This is a genomic window from Bacillus methanolicus (assembly GCF_028888695.1).
Lineage (GTDB): Bacteria > Bacillota > Bacilli > Bacillales > Cytobacillaceae > Bacillus_Z > Bacillus_Z methanolicus_B.
In genome coordinates, this window is the sequence record NZ_PNFF01000001.1 from 448,821 (window position 1) to 469,684 (window position 20,864).

Below are 20,864 nucleotides of genomic sequence, written 5' to 3' on the forward strand. Positions count from 1 at the left end.
GTAAAATATGTAACAATCTATAGTTCGGTATAGACATTTGTTTGTAAAAAACGAATTGAGTCATAATATATTGCATCACAAATAAAAGATTTGATAAAATTAGTACCAAGTCATAATAATTGATAATAACCTGTACTGTTAATAATGTTTAAAATGAAAAAGGTAAAGGAGTTGTCTCCATGAACGCAGGAATCATTGGAATTGGCAGATGCTTGCCTGAAAAAATAGTAACAAACTTTGATTTGGAAAAGATAATGGATACCTCAGATGAGTGGATTCGGACTAGAACAGGAATTGAAGAACGCAGAATTGCTGACGACCAAACCGAAACATCGGATATGGCATACGAAGCAGCTGTAAAAGCAATTGAAAATGCAAACATATCCGCCGAAGAAATCGATCTTATATTAGTAGCGACTGTAACCCCGGATCAGCCATTTCCATCAGTAGCCTGTATGCTTCAGGAAAAATTGGGGGCGAAAAAGGCTGCTGCCATGGACATCAGTGCTGCGTGTGCAGGCTTTATGTACGGAATGGTAACGGCAAAACAGTTCATTGAGACCGGGGCTTATAAATACGTTCTTGTAGTTGGTGCAGAAAAACTCTCGAAAGTTGTGAATTGGGAAGACCGGAATACTGCTGTATTATTTGGAGATGGAGCTGGTGCTGCCGTCATGGGGCCTGTTTCGGAAGGAAGGGGCATTTTATCGTTTGAACTGGGGGCAGACGGTACAGGCGGAAAACACCTTTATCAGGATGAATATGTGATAATGAACGGCCGGGAAGTATTTAAATTTGCTGTTAGGCAAATGGGAGAAAGCAGCATAAATGTATTAGAAAAAGCCGGATTATCAAAAGAAGATGTTGACTTCCTGATTCCTCACCAGGCTAATATACGAATTATGGAGTCAGCACGCCAGCGTTTGGAGCTTCCTGAAGAAAAAATGTCGAAAACAGTTCATAAATACGGGAACACTTCAGCAGCATCGATTCCCATTTCAATCGTTGAAGAAGTGGAAGCTGGTAAAATAAAAGACGATGATCTCATCGTAATGGTAGGTTTTGGCGGAGGCTTGACATGGGGCGCCATTGCCATGCGCTGGGGTCTATAATCTACTTAAAAGCTGCTTATCTAAAATAAATTTTGGATTGCTCTTTTCACAAAGTCTGTTTCTATTGTTAAGATAGGAACAAAACTTCTATAATAAATATCAGAATCTATATAGGATTTTCCAATTTGCCGTGAAATGCACGCTGCGTTTGTTGCGGGATCAGACATCAAGCAACTCACAGGTTTTCAAAATGCAATCGTTTATTTGCAAAGGAATATTGTGCTCGATCGCAGGTCCGCGCCTTATGGTTTCTAAAAGCAAAAATTTTTTAGAAAAGAGCGTAAAAGGAGATGCAAAACAAATGGAAAAACGAAGAGTTGTTGTAACTGGAATCGGTGCTGTAACACCGCTCGGCAATGACGTTGATACGACTTGGAACAACATAATAGCCGGTGTATCGGGAATAGATCTTATGACGAGGGTAAACCGGGATGAATACCCTGCTAAAGTTGCCGCAGAAGTTAAAGATTTCAATCCGGAAACATTTATTGATAAAAAAGACGCAAGAAAAATGGACCGGTTCACTCAATATGCCGTAGCTGCCTCTTTAATGGCAGTTGAAGACGCCGGGCTTGTCATAAATGAAGAAAATGCGAACCGAATCGGAGTTTGGATCGGCTCGGGAATCGGCGGTATGGAAACCTTTGAACAACAGTTTGAAACGTTTTTAAGCCGCGGGTACAGAAGGGTGAGCCCGTTTTTCGTCCCGATGATGATTCCCGATATGGCAACCGGACAGGTATCGATCATTCTTGGGGCAAAAGGATTTAATTCCTGTACGGTAACAGCTTGTGCTACCGGTACAAACTCGATTGGAGATGCATTTAAGGTCATTCAGCGCGGAGATGCTGACGCAATGATCACAGGCGGGACTGAAGCACCGATTACAAAAATGGCGGTTGCTGGCTTCTGTGCAAACACTGCTTTATCAACGAATCCAGATCCAAAAACTGCGAGCCGCCCGTTCGACAAAAACCGTGATGGTTTTGTTATGGGAGAGGGTGCAGGAATTATTGTTCTTGAAGAGCTTGAGCATGCGAAAGCACGTGGAGCAAAGATTTATGCTGAAATTGTTGGTTATGGTGCAACAGGTGATGCTTATCACATTACGGCTCCTGCCCCTGCCGGTGAAGGCGGAGCACGTGCCATGAAAATGGCTATTGAAGACGGGGGCTTAAAACCTGAGGAAATTCAATATATTAATGCACACGGCACAAGCACGGAATATAACGATAAATATGAAACTCTGGCAATCAAAGAAGTGTTTGGAGATCATGCCTACAAATTGGCGGTTAGCTCAACGAAATCCATGACAGGCCATTTATTGGGGGCAGCCGGCGGAATTGAAGCGATTTTTACCATTTTAGCGTTAAAAGAAGGCATATTGCCGCCAACGATCAATTTGGAAACTCCTGATCCGGAATGTGATCTTGATTATGTTCCAAACGAGGCGCGCAAGCAGGAAATCGACGCTGCTATCAGCAACTCGCTTGGATTTGGCGGCCATAACGCGACGATTGTGTTTAAGAAATATAGGGACTGAAGTTGAACGGGGGTAACTCCCGTTCTTTTTATTTTGTCGAGCGGTTTTCACACACGAACGCAAATCCCCGGTTCACCATAAACTAGTATAAGCAATGCAGCAAGGGAGTGAATCGATCTGGGAATTATCCGCACTGACGAATGGCTGGAAAAGGATTTTGAACGTCCTGTGGACGTATGCAGCAAATTATTGGGGAAATTTGATGAACATGATTCCCGCAGCATCTATGAGTATTTGCAGCGGTTTGGAATGTACCGTCCGAATCCTCGCAGCCGAAGATGCTTTGAAGAATTGAAAAAGAAAGATTTTTGGACTAAAGCAGAACACATTTTTCAACGGTATAAAGTAAAATGGAGCGGACCGGACATTCCTGTCTATATTTTTCCGATCCATGTAAGAAGGAATATTTTTGGCGGAAATAGCGAAGGAAAGTCTGGGGTTTCTTTTAAAGACAAAATGTTTCTCTTTTTAACGCCCTTAAAAGAAGGAAAAGAATTAGAATCAATAATTGTTCATGAATATCACCATGTATGCAGGATGAACAGGCAAAAAAAGGACGCGGAAAATTATACATTGCTTGACTCGATCATTCTTGAAGGACTGGCTGAGCATGCTGTGCTGGAAAACTGCGGGAAAGAATATTTAGGTCCATGGTGCAATTACTATACAAAAAATGAGTTATCTTTCTTTTGGAAAAAATTTTTGTCTGACCACCTTTCTGCAAATCGAAATGAACACATACATGATCAATTATTATACGGTCAAGGAAGGTATCCGAAGCTGCTTGGGTATGCGTTCGGTTTTTACATGATTTCGCAATATAAAAGCAAACAGAAAAATTTCTCAGATAAAATTTCTTTTCTTTTGCCTTCGGAAAAATTCATAATTAATAAAGAGTATTAACAAATTGCTAAAACGCGTTAAAGGCCTAAACAATGGGCTTTTTTTATTTTTGACGGATTTTTGTTTGTTCCACAAGAAGAGATAAAAAAACCAATCACTTGCCATTATAGTAAAATTTAAGAAATTAATATTTCGAAATCCTTGAATACACCAATAGTTTGTAATATTATACAGTTAATAAATAAGAAAATACAAAAAATTTATACTTTTTTAGATTGTCAGAAAATCAAAAGTTTGATTTTTTCATATTTTGCCATATTGGCGGTGATGGTATATATGACAGTTTTATTGGAATTAAGAAACTTAAAAGTATATTTTAAGAAAAAAAATACCGATATTCCTGCTGTCGACGGAGTCGATTTAAAAATTCGGAAAGGAGAATCGGTTGCACTGGTGGGTGAATCCGGTTCAGGGAAAAGTATTACATCCCTTTCAATTATGCGTCTAATTCCAATTCCTCCCGGAAAAATTGTGGACGGTGAAATCTTTTTTGATGGAAAAGATCTTGTGAAGTTGCCGGAAGATGAAATGTGTAAAATCCGAGGAAATGATATTTCAATGATTTTTCAAGAGCCGATGACGTCATTAAATCCTGTATTAACAATTGGCGAACAAATTATCGAAATGTTGATATACCATCAGAAAATGTCTAAAGCATTGGCAAGAAAGAAAGCAATTCAAATGCTTGAAATGGTTGGTTTCTCGCGAGCAAATGAAATTATCGATGACTACCCTCACCGTTTGTCAGGCGGAATGAGGCAGCGTGTGATGATTGCCATGGCGATGAGCTGTAATCCAAAACTATTAATTGCCGATGAACCGACAACAGCACTAGATGTTACGATTCAGGCACAAATCTTGGAGTTAATGAAAGATTTAAGTAAGAAATTTGATACTTCGATCCTCATGATCACTCATGACTTAGGTATCGTATCCGAGGTTGCTGATAGAGTTGTCGTCATGTATGCAGGTCAGGTGGTAGAAGAGGCAACGGTTGATCATTTATTTGATGAGCCGCTTCATCCATATACAGATGCGCTTATCGGATCAGTTCCATTGATTGAGGGGGAGATTTCGAGATTAAAATCTATCGAAGGAAATGTTCCTTCACCGGAAAAGTATCCAAAAGGATGCCGATTTGCCCCGCGCTGCCCAAAAGCATTTGAGCGCTGTTTTAGTGAAATGCCGCAACTAATAAAGAAAAACGGTTCACGTTCTGTAAGATGTTTTTTACATGAAGGCAAGGGGGCTAACGAATGAATTCAACAAGCGAAGAAAAACAAAAACACTCCGCCGTAAACGATTCCAGCATAATACTGGAATTACAAAATGTAAAAAAACACTTTCCGATCAAAGCGGGGTTTTTGCAAAAAACAGTCGGCTTTATAAAAGCCGTTGACGGAATTAACTTAAAAGTGAAAAAAGGCGAGACAATAGGAATTGTCGGGGAGTCTGGATGCGGTAAATCTACCGCCGGAAGAACGATCATTCGTCTCTATGAACCTACTGAAGGAAAAATATTGTTCAAAGGAAGAGATATTTCCCATTTGAGCGAATCTGAATTGCGGAAAAGCGTTCGCAAAGATATTCAAATGATCTTTCAGGACCCTTTTGCTTCATTAAATCCAAGAAAAACATTACGGTCGATTATTCGTGAACCTTTAAATACACACAACATGTACTCTGGTAAAGAACGTGATCAAAAGGTAGAAGAGCTATTAGAAAAAGTCGGCTTGAATGCATCCTTTATTAACCGTTATCCACATGAATTTTCCGGAGGACAAAGGCAGCGCATCGGGATCGCCCGGGCGCTCGCATTAAATCCAGAATTAATTATTGCCGATGAACCGGTATCATCATTAGACGTTTCGATTCAAGCGCAAATTATTAATTTAATGGAAGATTTGCAAGAAGAATTTCGTCTGACTTATCTGTTTATATCCCACGATTTGAGTGTTGTAAGACATATTAGTGATAGAGTTGGCGTTATGTATCTTGGGAAAATGATGGAACTGGCTGATAAACATAAGCTTTACACCGATCCGCTTCATCCATATACACAAGCCTTGTTATCTGCGGTGCCGGTTCTTAGAAAAAAAGGAGAGGTCAGAAGGGAACGAATCATATTGAAAGGAGAAATTCCGAACCCCGCCAGTCCGCCAAATGGCTGTGTATTCCATACTAGATGTCCGGCTGCCACTGATTTATGTAGACAATTGGTTCCTGATTTCAAAGAAGTTAAGAGAAATCACTTTGTTGCTTGTCATCTTTACGAATAGGGAGAAGACATGCTCAATATACTTGCATTGAAAGGGGAAGGTAGATATTTTAAATCTTTTTCAGCTTTAATTTTCGAATAATTTAAAAAATAAGGGGGAAGTAAATTGAGTTTTAGAAAATTTTCATGGATGCTTTTGTGCCTAACATTTGTATTTTCATTATTCCTTTCAGCATGTTCAAGCAAGGAAACAAGTGAACACGAAGAAAATGACAATACTGGAAAAGAAAAAACAGTTGAACCGCAGAAAGGCGGAGATCTGATTGTAGGTTCTACCGGGTCACCAACTTTATTTAATTCTTTATATTCTACAGATACTGCAAGCGGTGAAATTGAAGATTTAATTTACAACGGATTAGTAAAAGCTGATACGAAGTTTAATGTTCAGTACGATTTAGCGGAAGATATTCAGGAATCAGAAGATGGATTAACATATACAGTAAAAATTAAAAAAGGAGTTAAATTCCATGATGGTGAAGAATTAACTGCTGACGACGTTGTATTTACGTACAGCATTCCGTTAAGTCCTGATTACGCAGGAGAGCGCGGCTCTAACTTTGAAATGATCGAAAGCATTAAAAAAGTTGATGACTACACAGTAGAATTTAAGTTAAAGAGAAAAGACGCAACTTTCGTTCCGACAACATTAGAATATGACATTTTACCTGAACATATTTTACAAGATGTTCCGATTGGTGAACTAGGTGAACATGAATTTAATACGAAAAAACCGATTGGAACGGGTCCATTCAAATTTGTTGAGTGGAAAGACGGCGAATATGTCAAAGTGGAAGCATTTGATGACTATTTTGAAGGCCGTCCATATTTAGACTCTATTACTTATAAAATTGTACCTGATGCAAATGCACTGATTGCCCAAATACAAGCTGGAGATATTGATTATTATGCAGCCGTTCCAGGTTCAGACCTAGAAACTGTGAAAGCGATTGATGGGGTAAAAGTAGTTTCAGATTTAGCTTTATCTTATACATTTCTAGGTTATAACGAGAAGAACCCGCTGTTCAAAGATAAAAAAGTTCGACAAGCCATTACACATGCCATTGACCGTGAGGCCATCGTTGAATCAGTCATGAATGGCGAAGGGAAAGTCGCCCACGTACCGGAGAGCCCGCTTTCTTGGGCTTATAGCGACGATGTGCCAAAGTTTGATTATGATCCTGAAAAATCAAAGAAATTACTTGAAGAAGCGGGCTGGAAAGATACGGATGGAGACGGCATCTTAGATAAAGACGGCAAAAAGTTTTCATTTACAGTCAAAACGAACCAAGGCAACAAAGTTCGTGAAGATATTGTCGTTGTTCTTCAACAACAATTAAAAGAAGTAGGTATTGAAGCAAAACCGGAAATCGTTGAGTGGAGTGCATTCATCGATCAAATTTCTGCACCGAACTGGAAATATGATGCACTTGTTCTCGGATGGGCTTTATCAACATTCCCTGACCAATATGATGTTTTCCATTCCAGCCAAAGGGAACAAGGATTGAATCTTGTTTGGTGGTCAAATAAGGAAGCAGATAAATTAATGGAAGATGCCCGGCAAATTCTTGATAAAGAAGAGTATAAGAAAGCATATAGCGAAATTTACAAAATTATCGCTGAAGAGCAGCCTTACACGTTCCTTTACTATCCAAAAGAGCATCGTGCAATGCCTGAAAACCTTCAAGGTTTTGAATTCCATGCAAGAAATCCATTCTGGAACGTTCATAAATGGTGGTTAAAACAATAAGCAGAACAAATCTTTGTTTCAAGCATAGGGAAGGGGAATTCTCTTCCCTCCTTTCATTGAAAATAGAAAACTAGACTATACACGGTCAGCATAATAAATAAGTTCGATTATTTTCAAAGGAGAAATTGCGATGTTATCATATATCCTCCGACGTACATTAACGGCCATCCCTTTATTGTTAGGAATTACCGTTATCTCCTTTGCGATTATTCAAATGGCTCCCGGTGATCCGGCAAGTCTTTTGATGGATCCTAATATAAGCGCTGCAGATAAAGAAAAATTTATCGAAAAGTACGGATTGAATGACCCGATACATGTCCAATATTTAAAATGGCTTGGAAATATGGTGCAGGGGGATTTTGGCACTTCATTAATAAGAAAGGGCACACCTGTCATCGAACTAATTATGAATCGTTTGCCGAACACGCTGCTGTTGATGGTAGTATCCTCTCTGATTGCACTCTTAATTTCGATTCCTTTTGGCATAATATCCGCTACAAAACGGTATTCAAAACTGGACTATTCATTAACAGTTGCTTCTTTTTTAGGGTTAGCTACACCAAATTTTTGGTTAGGTTTAATCTTAATTATGGTTTTTGCTGTTCATCTAAAATGGTTTCCAACAGGTGGTGTAGCGACATTAAATGCGCCGTTTAGCATATGGGATCGAATCCACCATTTAATCATGCCGGCGTTTGTCCTGGCTTCGGCTGATATGGCAAGTCTTGCACGTTACACCCGCTCAAGTATGATTGAAGTGATTAATCAAGATTATATAAGAACTGCCAGAGCGAAAGGTTTTAGTGAGCGAAAAGTCATTTACAAGCACGGATTGAAAAATGGATTAATTTCGATCATTACGATTTTTGGATTAATGATACCGGGATTTATTGGCGGTGCAGTTGTTGTAGAACAAGTATTCGGTTGGCCTGGTCTTGGAAAACTATTTTTTGATTCTGCATTCCAGCGCGATTATCCTGTAGTCATGGCATTAACGGTTATATCTGCAGTTTTTGTAGTAATAGGCAACCTTATCGCAGACATATTGTATGCGATATTTGATCCAAGAATCGAGTATTAAGGGGGGACAAGGAAAATGGCGCAAACAAATTTAACAAGAGATACAACAAAAGATATTTCATTACATGGTGTAAAAAGCAACCCCGATTCGCTGCTGAGAATTTTTGTACGTAAATTTATGAAAAATAAACTGGCTGTTGCCGGTGCAATTTTTCTCTTTATTGTAATCAGTGCTGCAATTCTTGCACCAGTCATTGCACCTTTTTCCCCTGAACAACAAAGTTTAGCAGATAAACTTAAACCGCCCAGTAAAGAACATTTACTGGGTACTGATAGATTTGGCCGTGATTTATTTACTCGATTATTATACGGTGCCAGGGTATCATTGTTAGTCGGTTTTGCATCAGTTATAGGTTCAATAACAATCGGAACGGTTGTCGGAGCTATAGCAGGTTATTTTGGCGGATGGATTGATGCTGTTCTTATGAGATTTGTCGATATTGTCCTTTCAATTCCCCAAATTTTTTTACTTATTACACTTGTAACGATTTTTCATCCTGGTGTAGATAAACTGATAATCATTTTTGCGTTGTTAGGTTGGACAACAACCGCTCGCCTTGTTCGAGGTGAATTCTTATCATTAAGATCAAGAGAGTTTGTATTAGCATCAAAAACGATTGGAACAAGAGCGCATAAAATTATTTTTTCTCATATTTTACCGAATGCGATGGGACCAATTATTGTTTCTGCTACATTGTCAGTCGGCAGTGTTATTTTAGCTGAATCAGCGTTAAGCTATTTAGGCCTTGGAATCCAGCCGCCAACAGCAAGTTGGGGAAATATGCTGCAAGATGGCCAAAGCATAACAATTCTGTTAAATGCCTGGTGGTACCCGCTTTTTCCCGGGTTAATGATATTATTTACCGTTCTCAGTTTTAACTTTTTTGGAGACGGATTAAGAGACGCGTTAGATCCGAAAATAAACGAGTAAAAGCCAAGAATTTCTTGGCTTTTATTTTTTTGTTTTATAAAAGAGAAAAAAGTAAGAAATGAAGGCGGACATGCATATGAATAGTAGAAAATAGGATTGGATAAGGGGCGATTGTTGCATGAAACGCGTTCTTGAAGAGTTGGAAAATGATAGTTAGATTAATTTTCTTTTTGCTTGGATTTAGTCTGGCAGTCTCCGGCGGAATCAGCACAATCGCCTATTTAAATTTGTTGGCAACTGGTCATGGGATGATCAATTATTTACAATTTATCAGTACTCGATTTGAATGCTATCTTCTTCCCTTCGGCTTAATTCTTATCTCACTAAGCATCTATTATGCACCGTTCAAAAAACAAGATAAATTTTAAAAATCGTTGTCAGGAAAAGAATAATTTGGAATATTTTTTTCCACCTCTGCCCATACTGATTGACAAACAGTTACTTGAAGTGAGGGGTTATGATCATGTTGTATCTTCATGATGTTTGGGTGAACTGGTTTGAAGGGGAAGAAAACGGATATAATGTCTGCCAATTTTATGAATGGAGAAAAGATGACTGTGTAGAATTATTAGACCAAGTACCGCTTTTAAAAATCGAAGCCGGTTTATTTCATTATATTGAAAACGATCTCTCTGAATTGCCTCAACAGTTTTTAGATGACATTTTCCAAAAAGCGTATTTACGGAGAAACCACGAAAGGATCCAACTTGATTATTGTTGTGTCGTCTCCGATGGGACAGGCATTATGGCCATTGATACAATAGGTTATAATATCCCAATCCGAAAAAGCCGGTTAATCCCAAGACAAGAGCAGTTAGTATATGAAATGATTGAAAATCAAGAAACCCTCTATTATGGATTTAATGATCAAACATCTTTGAAAAACTTCCATATTTTATCTCCTGAACCTGAATTAATGAGAGGCCTGACGAGGAAAGAAAGACAATTAAAACAATTGCTGTTTATGGCGCTCGATCAACTGAATTCTTCACAAAATGTCGCTGAAGTCCGCTACTGGTATACTGAGTGGTGTCCTGAAAAGTACTCGGAAATTCAGCAATTGCCATTCAATGATGTCTGGAAGATGCTATTTGAGGAAACAAAGCAAGGCTGGTCATACAAGCATGAGCAATTTTGTGAAAATATCATAAAAGGGCAGCCGTTCTTTGAAAAGTTGTGGGAAATGGAACACGGCCCAAAAGTAAATTAAAGGAGCTGAACATACAGCTCCTAATTTTTTTTGTACTCTTTATTTTCGTTTTCTTCCGAGGCCCATAGCATTTTCCATTTTCTTAAGCATTTTATTGGCAACATAATTCGCTTTTTCTGCACCTTGATCTAATATTTCGTCAAGCTCGCTCGATTCCATCAATTCATAATATTTTTGTTGGATAGGTGTGAGCGTATTTATAATTACTTGTGCAAGATCAGCTTTGAAGTCCCCGTATCCTTTTCCTGCATATTCCTCTTCGATTTCCGGAATCGGCTTATCGGTTAAAATCGAATAAATGGTAAGAAGATTGGAAATTCCCGGCTTATTGTCTTTGTCAAATTTTATGATTCCTTCTGAATCGGTGACGGCACTTTTAATTTTCTTTTCGATTTGTTTAGGGTCATCTAATAGAGTGATAAAAGCCTTTTGATTTGGATCAGATTTGCTCATTTTTTTAGTAGGATCCTGAAGAGACATGATCCGGGCACCTACTTTCGGGATTCGCACTTCAGGAATCGTAAAAATGTTATTGTATTTTTTGTTGAATCTTTCAGCTAAATCGCGTGTCAGTTCTAAATGCTGTTTTTGGTCTTCTCCAACCGGAACTAAATCGGTATTATACAGCAAAATGTCCGCAGCCATTAAAGGCGGATAGGTCAATAACCCTGCAGAAACAGCTTCCTTTCCTGCAGATTTATCTTTAAATTGGGTCATTCGCTCCAATTCGCCGATATAGGCAATGCATTGAAGCATCCACCCGGCCTGGGCATGTGCAGGCACTTCGGATTGAATAAATAAAGTTGCCTTTTTAGGATCGATTCCTACAGCTAAATATAGAGCTGCCAGACTTCTAATATTTTTCCTTAATTCGAGCCTGTCCTGTGGAACTGTAATCGCATGCTGATCCACAATGCAAAAATAACAATTGTATTCATGCTGCAATTCTACGAATTGCTTCATAGCACCAATGTAGTTTCCAAGCGTAATTGTGCCGCTCGGCTGAATGCCTGAAAATATTGTTTTCATTAAATTTCCTCCTTTAAATCCAGATCGCTGGCTTGAGCAGCAAGAGCTGTAAGGAGAGTAGGATGGAAACGAAATAAAAGAGACCATTCGTTCCTAAAAATAGGGACGAATGGTCCGCGTTGCCACCCTAATTACTCCTAAGAGTCACTCATACCCCTTTTATCAAGAAAAAGGGGGTCCCTTTTAACGCAAGGAACGCGCCGGAAAATACTTTATCGTAGGATAATTTTCTTCCCGGGGCTCAAAAGTCCATTCCGCTCGCCTGGTTGCTTGTTTCCACCTGCCACAAACTCTCTGAAAACCGATGGACGAACGTACTACTCTTTATCATTGCCGCTCTGTAATTATTAGTCTTAAGTAATAAATAAAATATCCTAAATAAGTAAAAAAATCAAGAGGAGCAATATTTATACGAGTTACAGGGAATATTTTCCTTTTATTATTTTACCACACTAAGTCCATAAAAATAAATTTTTTAAAAATGTTTTTAAAAATTTTGTCGAAAAAATTCTTGATTTCAAGATACTTTTGCCGATATTTTTGTCTATATAATATTTTCTGAAATGAAAACCTACTTGCAATAATTTTTTTAACTATTTATAATAAACCTATCAAACGCTTTCATTACGAAATTGTTACAATTTCTTCAAAAAACTGTAAATCTCAGAGGATACTAGAAAGTTTATAACTATTGATCACACTTTTAACTCTGAATTTTCAGAATAAAAAGTATGATTGATAGAATATTATAAACTTGTTTTTTCTGTATATTCTAAATAGTCTTGGAATTCATGTGATTTAAATTGACAGATTATTTAAGAAATATACCTGAGGCGTACAGTTGTTTATAGAAGAAAGGACATATCGTAAAGAGCGTTTGTGGAATTTTTATAGGGGGGTAAAACCGTGAAAAAAAGATTATCAATCTTTTTCAGCATGTTGCTTGTTCTGAGCATGTTCCTCGCTGCATGCGGCGGCGGAGACAGCGCGGACGGTGACAAAGGTAAAAAAGGAGACGGCGGGGCTAATCCTGATGTTCCTCAAGAATTTCGTGTAAACATTAAAACAGAGCCGTTCTCTTTACATCCTGGGTTGGCAAACGATTCTGTTTCCGGAAACGTATTACATCAAACTTTTGAAGGTTTAACTCGGATTGACAAAAATGGTGAGCCTCAGCCTGCTATGGCAGAAGAAATCACTACATCCGATGATTTAACAAAATACACTTTTAAAATTCGCGAAGATGCGAAATGGACAAACGGAGACCCAGTCACTGCCCAAGACTTCGTTTATGCTTGGAAATGGGCTCTTGATCCTAAAAATGAATCTCAATATGCCTACCAGCTGTACTACATAAAGGGTGCACAAGCTGCCAACGAAGGCAAAGGTTCCCTTGATGCAGTAGGCGTTAAAGCAATTGATGACAAAACGTTGGAAGTTACGCTTGAAAACCCAACTCCATATTTCTTGGAGTTAACAGCGTTCTATACTTATTTCCCTGTAAACAGCAAAATTGCTGAAAAAAATCCAAAGTGGCATACGAATGCCGGCGATCAATATACTTCTAACGGACCTTTCAAAATGGTTGAATGGTCTCACAGCGACAAAATCGTTCTTGAAAAGAACGAAAATTATTGGGATGCTGATTCTGTAAAACTTGAAAAAATTGAAATGTACATGATCAACGAACCTAATACGGAGCTTTCTATGTTTGATAACGGTGATTTGGATTGGGCAGGTAAGCCATTTGGAGAGCTTCCGACCGACGTTCTTCCGCAATTGAAGGATGAAGGAAAACTCCATGTGGAGCCAATTGCAGGTACTTATTGGTATAAATTCCAAACTGAAAAACCGCCATTAAACAACGTAAACATTCGCAAAGCTTTAGCATATGCAATCAACCGTAAAGCAATTGTAGAAAACATTACTCAAGGCGGAGAAATTCCTGCGATGGCAGCTGTTCCTCCTTCCATGTTCAAAGAAAACGAAAAAGGCTATTTCAAGGATCATGATGTGAAGAAAGCAAAAGAGTTCTTGGCTAAAGGATTAAAAGAACTAGGATTAAAAGATGTTTCTGAATTACCGCCAATCACGCTTTCTTATAACACAGATGAAGCACACCAAAAAATCGCTCAAGCGATCCAAGATATGTGGAAAAAAGACCTTGGCATTAAAGTAACTCTTGACAATGCTGAGTGGAATGTCTACATCGATAAACTTCACTCCGGTGATTACATGATCGGCCGTATGGGATGGTTGGGTGACTTTAACGATCCAATCAACTTCCTTGAACTTTACCGAGACAAAAATGGCGGTAACAACGATACATTCTGGGAGAACGCTGAATTTAAGCAGCTTCTAATTAATTCTCAAAAAGAAAGCGATCCTGAAAAACGTCTTCAAATGTTAAAAGATGCTGAAGAAATCTTTATCGATGAAATGCCGGTTGCGCCAATTTATTTCTACACTAACACATGGGTTCAAAAAGATAACCTTAAAGGCGCTGTGATGTCTGGTCTTGGCGAGGTCCAATTAAAGTGGGCTTATTTTGAATAATCACCAAAATTGAATGAAAAATCACCAAAGGTATATGGGCTTTATGTCCATATACCTTCGTTTCTGAATAAAGCTCTTTATTAGAAAAATATGGAGGTGTGTCTTTTGGCAAAATACATTTCAAAACGTTTGCTGTATATGGCAATTTCTTTATGGTTAATTATTACAGCAACGTTTTTCTTAATGAGATTAGCACCAGGAAACCCTTTTACATCAGAAAAGCAGCTGCCTCCTGAAATTGAGGCGAGCCTCAATGAGCACTACGGACTTGATAAGCCTTGGTATGTACAGTATGGGGATTATCTAAAAAGAATTGTTCAATGGGATTTAGGCCCTTCATTTAAATACAAAGCACGCACCGTCAATGATTTAATCAACGAAGGCTTTCCAGTATCATTGGCACTGGGAATAGAAGCAATCTTAATCGCAGTTGCATTCGGTATTGTATTAGGAGTAATTGCTGCACTGAAACATAATAAATGGCAAGACTATTCAGCCATGATTATTGCTGTTGCAGGAATCTCTGTTCCGTCTTTTATTATGGCAACGTTCTTGCAATACTTTTTGGCAATTAAAATGGGGATTTTCCCGGTTGCCCGATGGGAATCATTTATGCATTCTGTTTTGCCGGCACTGGCGCTAGCTTCAACGCCAATGGCATTTATTGCCCGATTAACACGCTCCAGTATGCTGGAAGTGTTAAGCAATGATTATATAAAAACAGCGAAAGCAAAAGGTCTAAGCCAATGGGCAATTACAATAAAACATACGATCCGAAATGCACTCTTACCAGTTGTATCTTATATGGGACCGCTTTCTGCAGGGATCATTACCGGAAGTTTCGTGATCGAACAGATTTTCGGTATCCCGGGCCTAGGTAATCACTTTGTCACTAGCATTACCAATCGCGATTACACTGTTATCATGGGTGTAACTGTTTTTTACAGTATTTTACTTTTAGCGTCTGTTCTCCTTGTCGACATAGTGTACAGTTTAATTGACCCGCGCATCAAATTGGCCGGCGGAAAGAAAGGAGAGTAACAATGCAGCAGATATCAAAAGAGAAATTTCAAATTGTTGGACCAAAAACATCAGACGCAGAAAAAATCTCAAAACCTAGTCTTTCTTTCTGGAAAGATGTGTCTATACGCTTTCGAAAAAACAAGCTTGCCATGTTTGGGGTCGTACTTTTGGTTTTACTTATTTTTATGGCAATCTTTGGACCATATATGACAGAATATGATTATGCAACAAACGATTTAACGAATACGAATAAACCGCCATCATCAGAGCATTGGTTCGGAACCGATGATCTCGGCCGTGACGTTTTTGCCAGGACATGGGAAGGTGCACGAATCTCTCTATTTATCGGAGTGGCAGCGGCACTTATCGACTTTTTTATCGGTGTTCTATGGGGAGGCATTTCCGGTTATAAAGGCGGACGCACTGATGAAATTATGATGCGAATCGCCGATATTTTATACGGTGTTCCTTATTTGCTCTTAGTTATTATTTTAATGGTAGTGTTAGGACAAGGTTTAGGAACAATGATTCTTGCCATGACGATTACCGGCTGGATTAATATGGCGCGGATCGTCCGCGGACAAGTATTGTCGCTAAAAAACCAGGAATATGTACTTGCCGCGAAAACGTTGGGAGCAAGCACATCACGCATTATGATGCGCCACCTGATTCCAAATGCAATGGGTCAAATTCTTGTTACTATGACCTTGACAATTCCTACAGCTATCTTTACAGAATCATTCTTAAGCTTTATAGGTCTCGGATTAACACCTCCGTTAGCCAGCTGGGGTACGATGGCATCAGAAGGTCTTCCGGCATTAAAATACTATCCGTGGCGTTTATTCTTCCCTGCAACGTTCATAAGCTTAACGATTTTTGCTTTTAACGTCATCGGGGACGGTCTACGCGATGCATTAGACCCAAGATTACGCAAATAAGGGAGTGAGAAAATGGAAAAATTACTCGAAGTTAAAAATTTGGAAGTCTCATTCCAGACATATGGAGGAGAAGTGAAAGCAGTTCGCGGTGTCAGCTTTGACCTTTATAAGGGCGAGACTCTTGCAATCGTTGGCGAATCAGGGTCAGGAAAAAGTGTTACATCGCAAACGATAATGAAATTAATTCCGATGCCGCCCGGCAAAATTACAGGCGGGCAAATTTTGTTTAATGGCGAAGACATTGTTACTAAAACAGATAAACAAATGGAAAAAATTCGCGGGAAAGAAATCAGCATGATTTTCCAGGATCCTATGACATCTTTGAATCCGACAATGAAAGTCGGACGTCAAATTATGGAAGTTCTCATCAAACATCAAAATATGCCGACTTCCCAAGCGAAAGAACGTGCAATTGAACTGCTTCGTTTAGTCGGGATTCCAATGCCGGAAAAACGCGTTAACCAATATCCGCATGAATTTTCCGGAGGAATGAGGCAGCGTGCGATGATCGCGATTGCACTTGCAGCAAATCCAAAATTGTTAATTGCCGACGAACCGACAACTGCACTTGATGTTACCATTCAAGCGCAAATTTTAGAGCTTATGAAAGACCTTCAGCAAAAAATGGGTACATCGATCATTTTTATTACACACGATCTTGGCGTTGTAGCCAATATGGCTGATCGAGTAGCAGTTATGTACGCAGGCCAAATTGTCGAAATGGGTACTGTTGATGAGATCTTTTATGATCCGCGCCATCCATATACATGGGGTTTGCTTGCATCAATGCCAAGCCTTGAGAATGATGAGAAAGCAGAGCTGGCTGCTATTCCGGGAACGCCTCCTGATTTAACGAACCCTCCAAAAGGAGATGCATTCGCACCGAGGAATAAGTATGCGCTGGCGATCGATTTTGAAGAAGAGCCACCAATGTTCCAGATTTCAGAAACGCATTTTGCAAAAACATGGCTTCTTCATCCGGATGCACCTAAGGTTGAACCGCCAGAAGCAGTAAAGAAACGTATGCGTAAAATATCCTCCGCTTTTGAAAAGCCGATTTTAGTGAAGGAGGGTAAGTAAAATGCCTGAAAAACTTCTTGAAATTAAGAATCTGAAACAATATTTTAATGTTGGAAAACCAAATATGGTAAAAGCGGTTGACGGGGTGACTTTTGATATTTATAAAGGTGAAACCCTTGGCCTTGTTGGCGAATCAGGGTGCGGCAAGTCAACAACCGGCCGGACAATTATTCGTCTTTATGAAGCTACAGACGGAGAAGTTCTTTTTAAAGGTGAAAATGTTCATGGAAAAAAATCACGAAAAGAATTGAAAAAATTCAACCGCAAAATGCAAATGATTTTCCAAGATCCGTATGCTTCCTTGAATCCAAGGATGACGGTTGCGGATATCATTGCAGAAGGAATCGACATTCATGGACTGGCGAAAAACAAACAAGAGCGGATGCAAAGAGTTTATGAATTGCTTGAAACCGTTGGATTAAACAAAGAACATGCAAACCGCTACCCGCATGAATTTTCCGGAGGCCAAAGGCAGCGTATCGGAATTGCCCGTGCTCTCGCTGTAGAACCGGAATTTATTATTGCGGACGAGCCCATTTCTGCGCTGGACGTTTCGATTCAGGCACAGGTTGTGAACTTGTTGAAAAAGCTTCAGCGTGAAAAAGGATTAACGTACTTATTTATTGCTCACGACTTGTCTATGGTGAAATATATCAGTGATCGAATCGGTGTTATGTACTTTGGAAAATTGGTGGAACTTGCACCTGCAAATGAACTTTATAAAAATCCGATGCATCCATACACGAAGTCACTTTTATCTGCGATCCCTCTTCCAGATCCGGAAACGGAAAGAACGCGGAAAAGAATACCATATGATCCTAGAGTGCATAATTATGCCGATGGTGAACAACTTGAAATGCGCGAAATAAGTCCGGGCCACTTTGTTTACTGCTCTGAAAAAGAATTTGCGCAATATAAGGCACAAATCAATAAATAAGGAAACAGGTATCGAAAAACGATCTCAAGTTTGAGATCGTTTTCTGTTTGTATAAGTTTCTTTCCATATTTAGCTAAATCATTTTAATACCGGAGAAAAAACGATCCTAAAATAAGAAAAATGATGTAAAAGAAATGAACCTTCTGTGTAAAGAAGTACCACTTAAATTTTTTTATCCGTTAATGCATTTACGTTTTTATTAATCATACAACAATTTGATAAAAAATACTATTATAAATTTTCGATCTTTTTCGCGTATCAGCCGTTTTTCGTACAATTGTTATTTATTTACGAGCGGAGTAGCTGGCGGGGGAAGACCCTTTTTAGTCAGTCCTATGAATACGTTTTCATAGTTGATTATGAATTAATTATCTTTCTGTCCTCCGACAGTTTTCCAACCAGTTTGCATTTTTAGAGACTGGTCTACAAATTCGGATTTACGTTTGCCGCCAAAAATTTTTTTGCCGATTCCATTTGTTAATACACCCATTATTGCCGTAATCCCGATGACAAGTAAAGCTACTATTGTAAAATCTGTTAGGTATTTAACCATGATAAAACCTCCAATTTCATTATCGCCGTTTAGGCTGTATTGAAAATTAAAAAGAATCCCTTTTATTTATATTCTAAAAGATGCTTGCTTGCATTAAAAGAGGGAAATCCGCAATACCTCCAGTGAGACACAGTATAGCAATTCATAACTTTATTTTCATTTTCAAGAACCAATTGAGAATATTAGTTTAGAATTAATATATTCGGGTATTAAGTGATTAAGCCTGTTTTTATTTTATATGTACATAATTGGCCGAATAATATAAAAAAGTAATAAAATCAAGAAAAAATGAAACTTTTTTGCTTCCTTTTCGTCTTATAAGTATGGATTACATATTATGATAATACACTTATATGACTTTTATCATTTTTATAAAAAAAAGATACAAAAGCAACAAACAGTAGTGTATAATAAATGATATAAATTACTTAATTAAAGTAATTTTAATTTTTAATAAGTTTTAATTAACACGCTTTATTTTGCTTTAATCAACATTGGTTTGTATATATATCTTTTTAAAGGGAGTGTGATTTCGAAATGGTCACATTATTCACTTCACCAAGTTGTACATCATGCAGAAAAGCCAAACAATGGCTTGAAGAGCACGATATACCTTATAGAGAAAGAAATATTTTTGCTGAACCTTTATCAATCGAAGAAATTAAAGAAATCCTTCGAATGACAGAAGACGGTACAGACGAAATAATTTCAACAAGATCAAAGACGTTCCAAAAACTTGATGTTAATTTGGAAACTATGCCATTACAGGAATTATTCGAGCTGATAAAGAATAACCCTGGTTTGCTAAGACGTCCGATCATTATGGATGAAAAACGCTTGCAAGTAGGCTACAATGAGGATGAAATCCGCAGATTTCTTCCAAGAAAGGTACGTACTTATCAGCTTCGTGAAGCGCAGCGCCTTGTAAATTAATAGATAAGCCTTCATTTTCAAGTTCATGAAAATGAAGGCTTTTTAATTTCTACGGATAAGAGCAAATATTATTGATTACGTCATATAATTTTGTTAATATATAAAGAATATATTATCAGCTTCAATAGGTTAATGACGGATTTTTTTAATATAACTGCATTTTGTTTCCCTTATGGCACTTTTTATCATAAAATAGGAGTACAAGGTACAATTTTTCTATTGCCTTTTACTTCTAAAGTGATTATCTTTAGGGGTATAAGAATTGAACAATATGTCTGTATGGGGGTATTTAGTCCCTTCAATCTATTTATCGGAAGGGAGAGTTTTCCAATGGAAATTGAACGCATAAATGAGAATACGGTAAAGTTTTATATTTCTTATGTAGATATAGAGGAAAGGGGCTTCGACCGGGAAGAGATTTGGTATAACCGGGAGCGGAGTGAAGAACTTTTCTGGGAAATGATGGATGAAATTCATCAGGAAGAAGATTTTGCAGTGGAAGGTCCGCTTTGGATTCAAGTACAAGCACTTGAAAAAGGGCTTGAAATTCTTGTCACGAAAGCTCAGATATCGAAAGACGGACAAAAATTCGAATTGCCGATACCGGATGAAAAATTTAGAGATCTCCCTGTAGATGAACGGATTGAAGACCTGCTTGACCAGCATTTTCATCCAAAGCTTGAAGAAGGCCACGATGAAATGGACGATGGCAATCTTGACTTTTTGCTGGCGTTTGCGGATTTTGAGGACTTAATTTCGCTCTCTCGCAATACTGAACTTGATTCTTTGGAAACGAAACTATATTCGTTTGAAGGGATATATTATTTATATATTGAATTTCCTGAAGAAGAGTATGAAGAAGATGAGATAGACAATGTTTTAAGTTTTCTTCTGGAATTTGGAACAGAGGCGTATACGACTATCCACCGTATTGAAGAGTACGGAAAACAGATTATCGCTCATGATGTATTCCGTACAATCAGACAATATTTTTCTTGAAATTTTACCGAT

At 38.3% G+C, this 20,864-nt stretch carries 19 protein-coding genes and 1 other annotated feature; of the genes, 17 read left to right on the forward strand and 2 right to left on the reverse strand.

All coding sequences use genetic code 11. The annotated features are described in order from the left end of the window. Positions 1–179 precede the first annotated feature (179 nt). The 10 genes from C0966_RS02295 (at position 180) to C0966_RS02340 (ending at position 10,804) form a co-directional block, all read left to right on the forward strand. Entirely contained in the window at positions 180–1,112 is a 933-nt protein-coding gene (locus C0966_RS02295) for a beta-ketoacyl-ACP synthase III (protein ID WP_274853554.1), read from the forward strand. 301 nt (positions 1,113–1,413) lie between these two features. Next, a complete protein-coding gene (gene fabF / locus C0966_RS02300) occupies positions 1,414–2,655 on the forward strand; it encodes a beta-ketoacyl-ACP synthase II (RefSeq protein ID WP_274853557.1) in 1,242 nt (413 codons plus the stop codon). A 189-nt stretch (positions 2,656–2,844) separates the two neighbouring features. After that, on the forward strand, positions 2,845–3,558 hold the full coding sequence (locus C0966_RS02305; RefSeq protein WP_274853558.1) for a DUF2268 domain-containing protein: 714 nt from the start codon (positions 2,845–2,847) through the stop codon (positions 3,556–3,558). A 276-nt stretch (positions 3,559–3,834) separates the two neighbouring features. Next, positions 3,835–4,818: an ABC transporter ATP-binding protein gene (locus C0966_RS02310; protein WP_274853560.1), complete on the forward strand. Its 984-nt coding sequence runs from the start codon at positions 3,835–3,837 to the stop codon at positions 4,816–4,818. Further along, a complete protein-coding gene (locus C0966_RS02315; protein WP_274853561.1) occupies positions 4,815–5,837 on the forward strand; it encodes an ABC transporter ATP-binding protein in 1,023 nt (340 codons plus the stop codon). Before C0966_RS02310 ends, C0966_RS02315 begins: the two co-directional genes overlap by 4 nt. 105 nt (positions 5,838–5,942) lie before the next feature. After that, entirely contained in the window at positions 5,943–7,583 is a 1,641-nt protein-coding gene (locus C0966_RS02320) for a peptide-binding protein (protein WP_274853562.1), read from the forward strand. A 130-nt stretch (positions 7,584–7,713) separates the two neighbouring features. Then, a complete protein-coding gene (locus tag C0966_RS02325; RefSeq protein WP_274853563.1) occupies positions 7,714–8,664 on the forward strand; it encodes an ABC transporter permease in 951 nt (316 codons plus the stop codon). Between the two features lie 15 nt (positions 8,665–8,679). Beyond that, positions 8,680–9,594 (forward strand): oligopeptide ABC transporter permease, encoded by a 915-nt coding sequence (opp4C, locus tag C0966_RS02330; RefSeq protein ID WP_274853564.1) that lies wholly within the window; start codon positions 8,680–8,682, stop codon positions 9,592–9,594. Positions 9,595–9,740: 146 nt separating this feature from the next. Beyond that, positions 9,741–9,962: a hypothetical protein gene (locus tag C0966_RS02335; protein WP_274853565.1), complete on the forward strand. Its 222-nt coding sequence runs from the start codon at positions 9,741–9,743 to the stop codon at positions 9,960–9,962. A gap of 95 nt (positions 9,963–10,057) precedes the next feature. After that, positions 10,058–10,804, forward strand: a complete 747-nt coding sequence (locus C0966_RS02340) for a YjbA family protein (RefSeq protein WP_274853566.1) — start codon at positions 10,058–10,060, stop codon at positions 10,802–10,804. Between the two features lie 39 nt (positions 10,805–10,843). Here C0966_RS02340 and trpS read toward each other — a convergent pair whose 3' ends face one another. Then, on the reverse strand, positions 10,844–11,833 hold the full coding sequence (gene trpS / locus C0966_RS02345) for a tryptophan--tRNA ligase (protein WP_274853567.1): 990 nt from the start codon (positions 11,831–11,833) through the stop codon (positions 10,844–10,846). A 98-nt stretch (positions 11,834–11,931) separates the two neighbouring features. Next, positions 11,932–12,173: a binding site (T-box leader), on the reverse strand. Positions 12,174–12,739: 566 nt separating this feature from the next. On the opposite strand from trpS, the gene C0966_RS02350 reads away from it, so the two are divergent. The 5 genes from C0966_RS02350 to C0966_RS02370 all read left to right on the forward strand — a co-directional run bounded on the left by C0966_RS02350 (position 12,740) and on the right by C0966_RS02370 (position 18,367). Further along, positions 12,740–14,389, forward strand: a complete 1,650-nt coding sequence (locus C0966_RS02350; protein ID WP_274853568.1) for a peptide ABC transporter substrate-binding protein — start codon at positions 12,740–12,742, stop codon at positions 14,387–14,389. A gap of 105 nt (positions 14,390–14,494) precedes the next feature. Next, entirely contained in the window at positions 14,495–15,430 is a 936-nt protein-coding gene (locus C0966_RS02355) for an ABC transporter permease (RefSeq protein ID WP_274853569.1), read from the forward strand. 2 nt (positions 15,431–15,432) lie between these two features. Continuing rightward, complete coding sequence (locus C0966_RS02360; protein ID WP_274853570.1) at positions 15,433–16,350, forward strand: ABC transporter permease; 918 nt, start codon at positions 15,433–15,435, stop codon at positions 16,348–16,350. Positions 16,351–16,362: 12 nt separating this feature from the next. After that, positions 16,363–17,430, forward strand: coding sequence for an ABC transporter ATP-binding protein (locus tag C0966_RS02365; RefSeq protein ID WP_274853571.1), 1,068 nt, complete (start codon positions 16,363–16,365; stop codon positions 17,428–17,430). 1 nt (position 17,431) lies between these two features. Then, a complete protein-coding gene (locus C0966_RS02370; RefSeq protein WP_274853572.1) occupies positions 17,432–18,367 on the forward strand; it encodes an ABC transporter ATP-binding protein in 936 nt (311 codons plus the stop codon). 364 nt (positions 18,368–18,731) lie between these two features. Here the strand turns inward: C0966_RS02370 and C0966_RS02375 are convergent, their stop codons facing one another. Further along, positions 18,732–18,920, reverse strand: coding sequence for a hypothetical protein (locus C0966_RS02375; RefSeq protein WP_274853573.1), 189 nt, complete (start codon positions 18,918–18,920; stop codon positions 18,732–18,734). Between the two features lie 537 nt (positions 18,921–19,457). Here C0966_RS02375 and spxA point away from each other — a divergent pair. Together spxA and mecA are read left to right on the forward strand one after the other, a co-directional pair. Continuing rightward, the gene (gene spxA, locus C0966_RS02380; protein ID WP_274853575.1) at positions 19,458–19,853 is read left to right on the forward strand and encodes a transcriptional regulator SpxA; all 396 of its coding nucleotides are present in this window, start codon (positions 19,458–19,460) and stop codon (positions 19,851–19,853) included. A gap of 330 nt (positions 19,854–20,183) precedes the next feature. After that, positions 20,184–20,852, forward strand: coding sequence for an adaptor protein MecA (gene mecA, locus C0966_RS02385; RefSeq protein ID WP_274853576.1), 669 nt, complete (start codon positions 20,184–20,186; stop codon positions 20,850–20,852). Positions 20,853–20,864 lie beyond the last annotated feature (12 nt).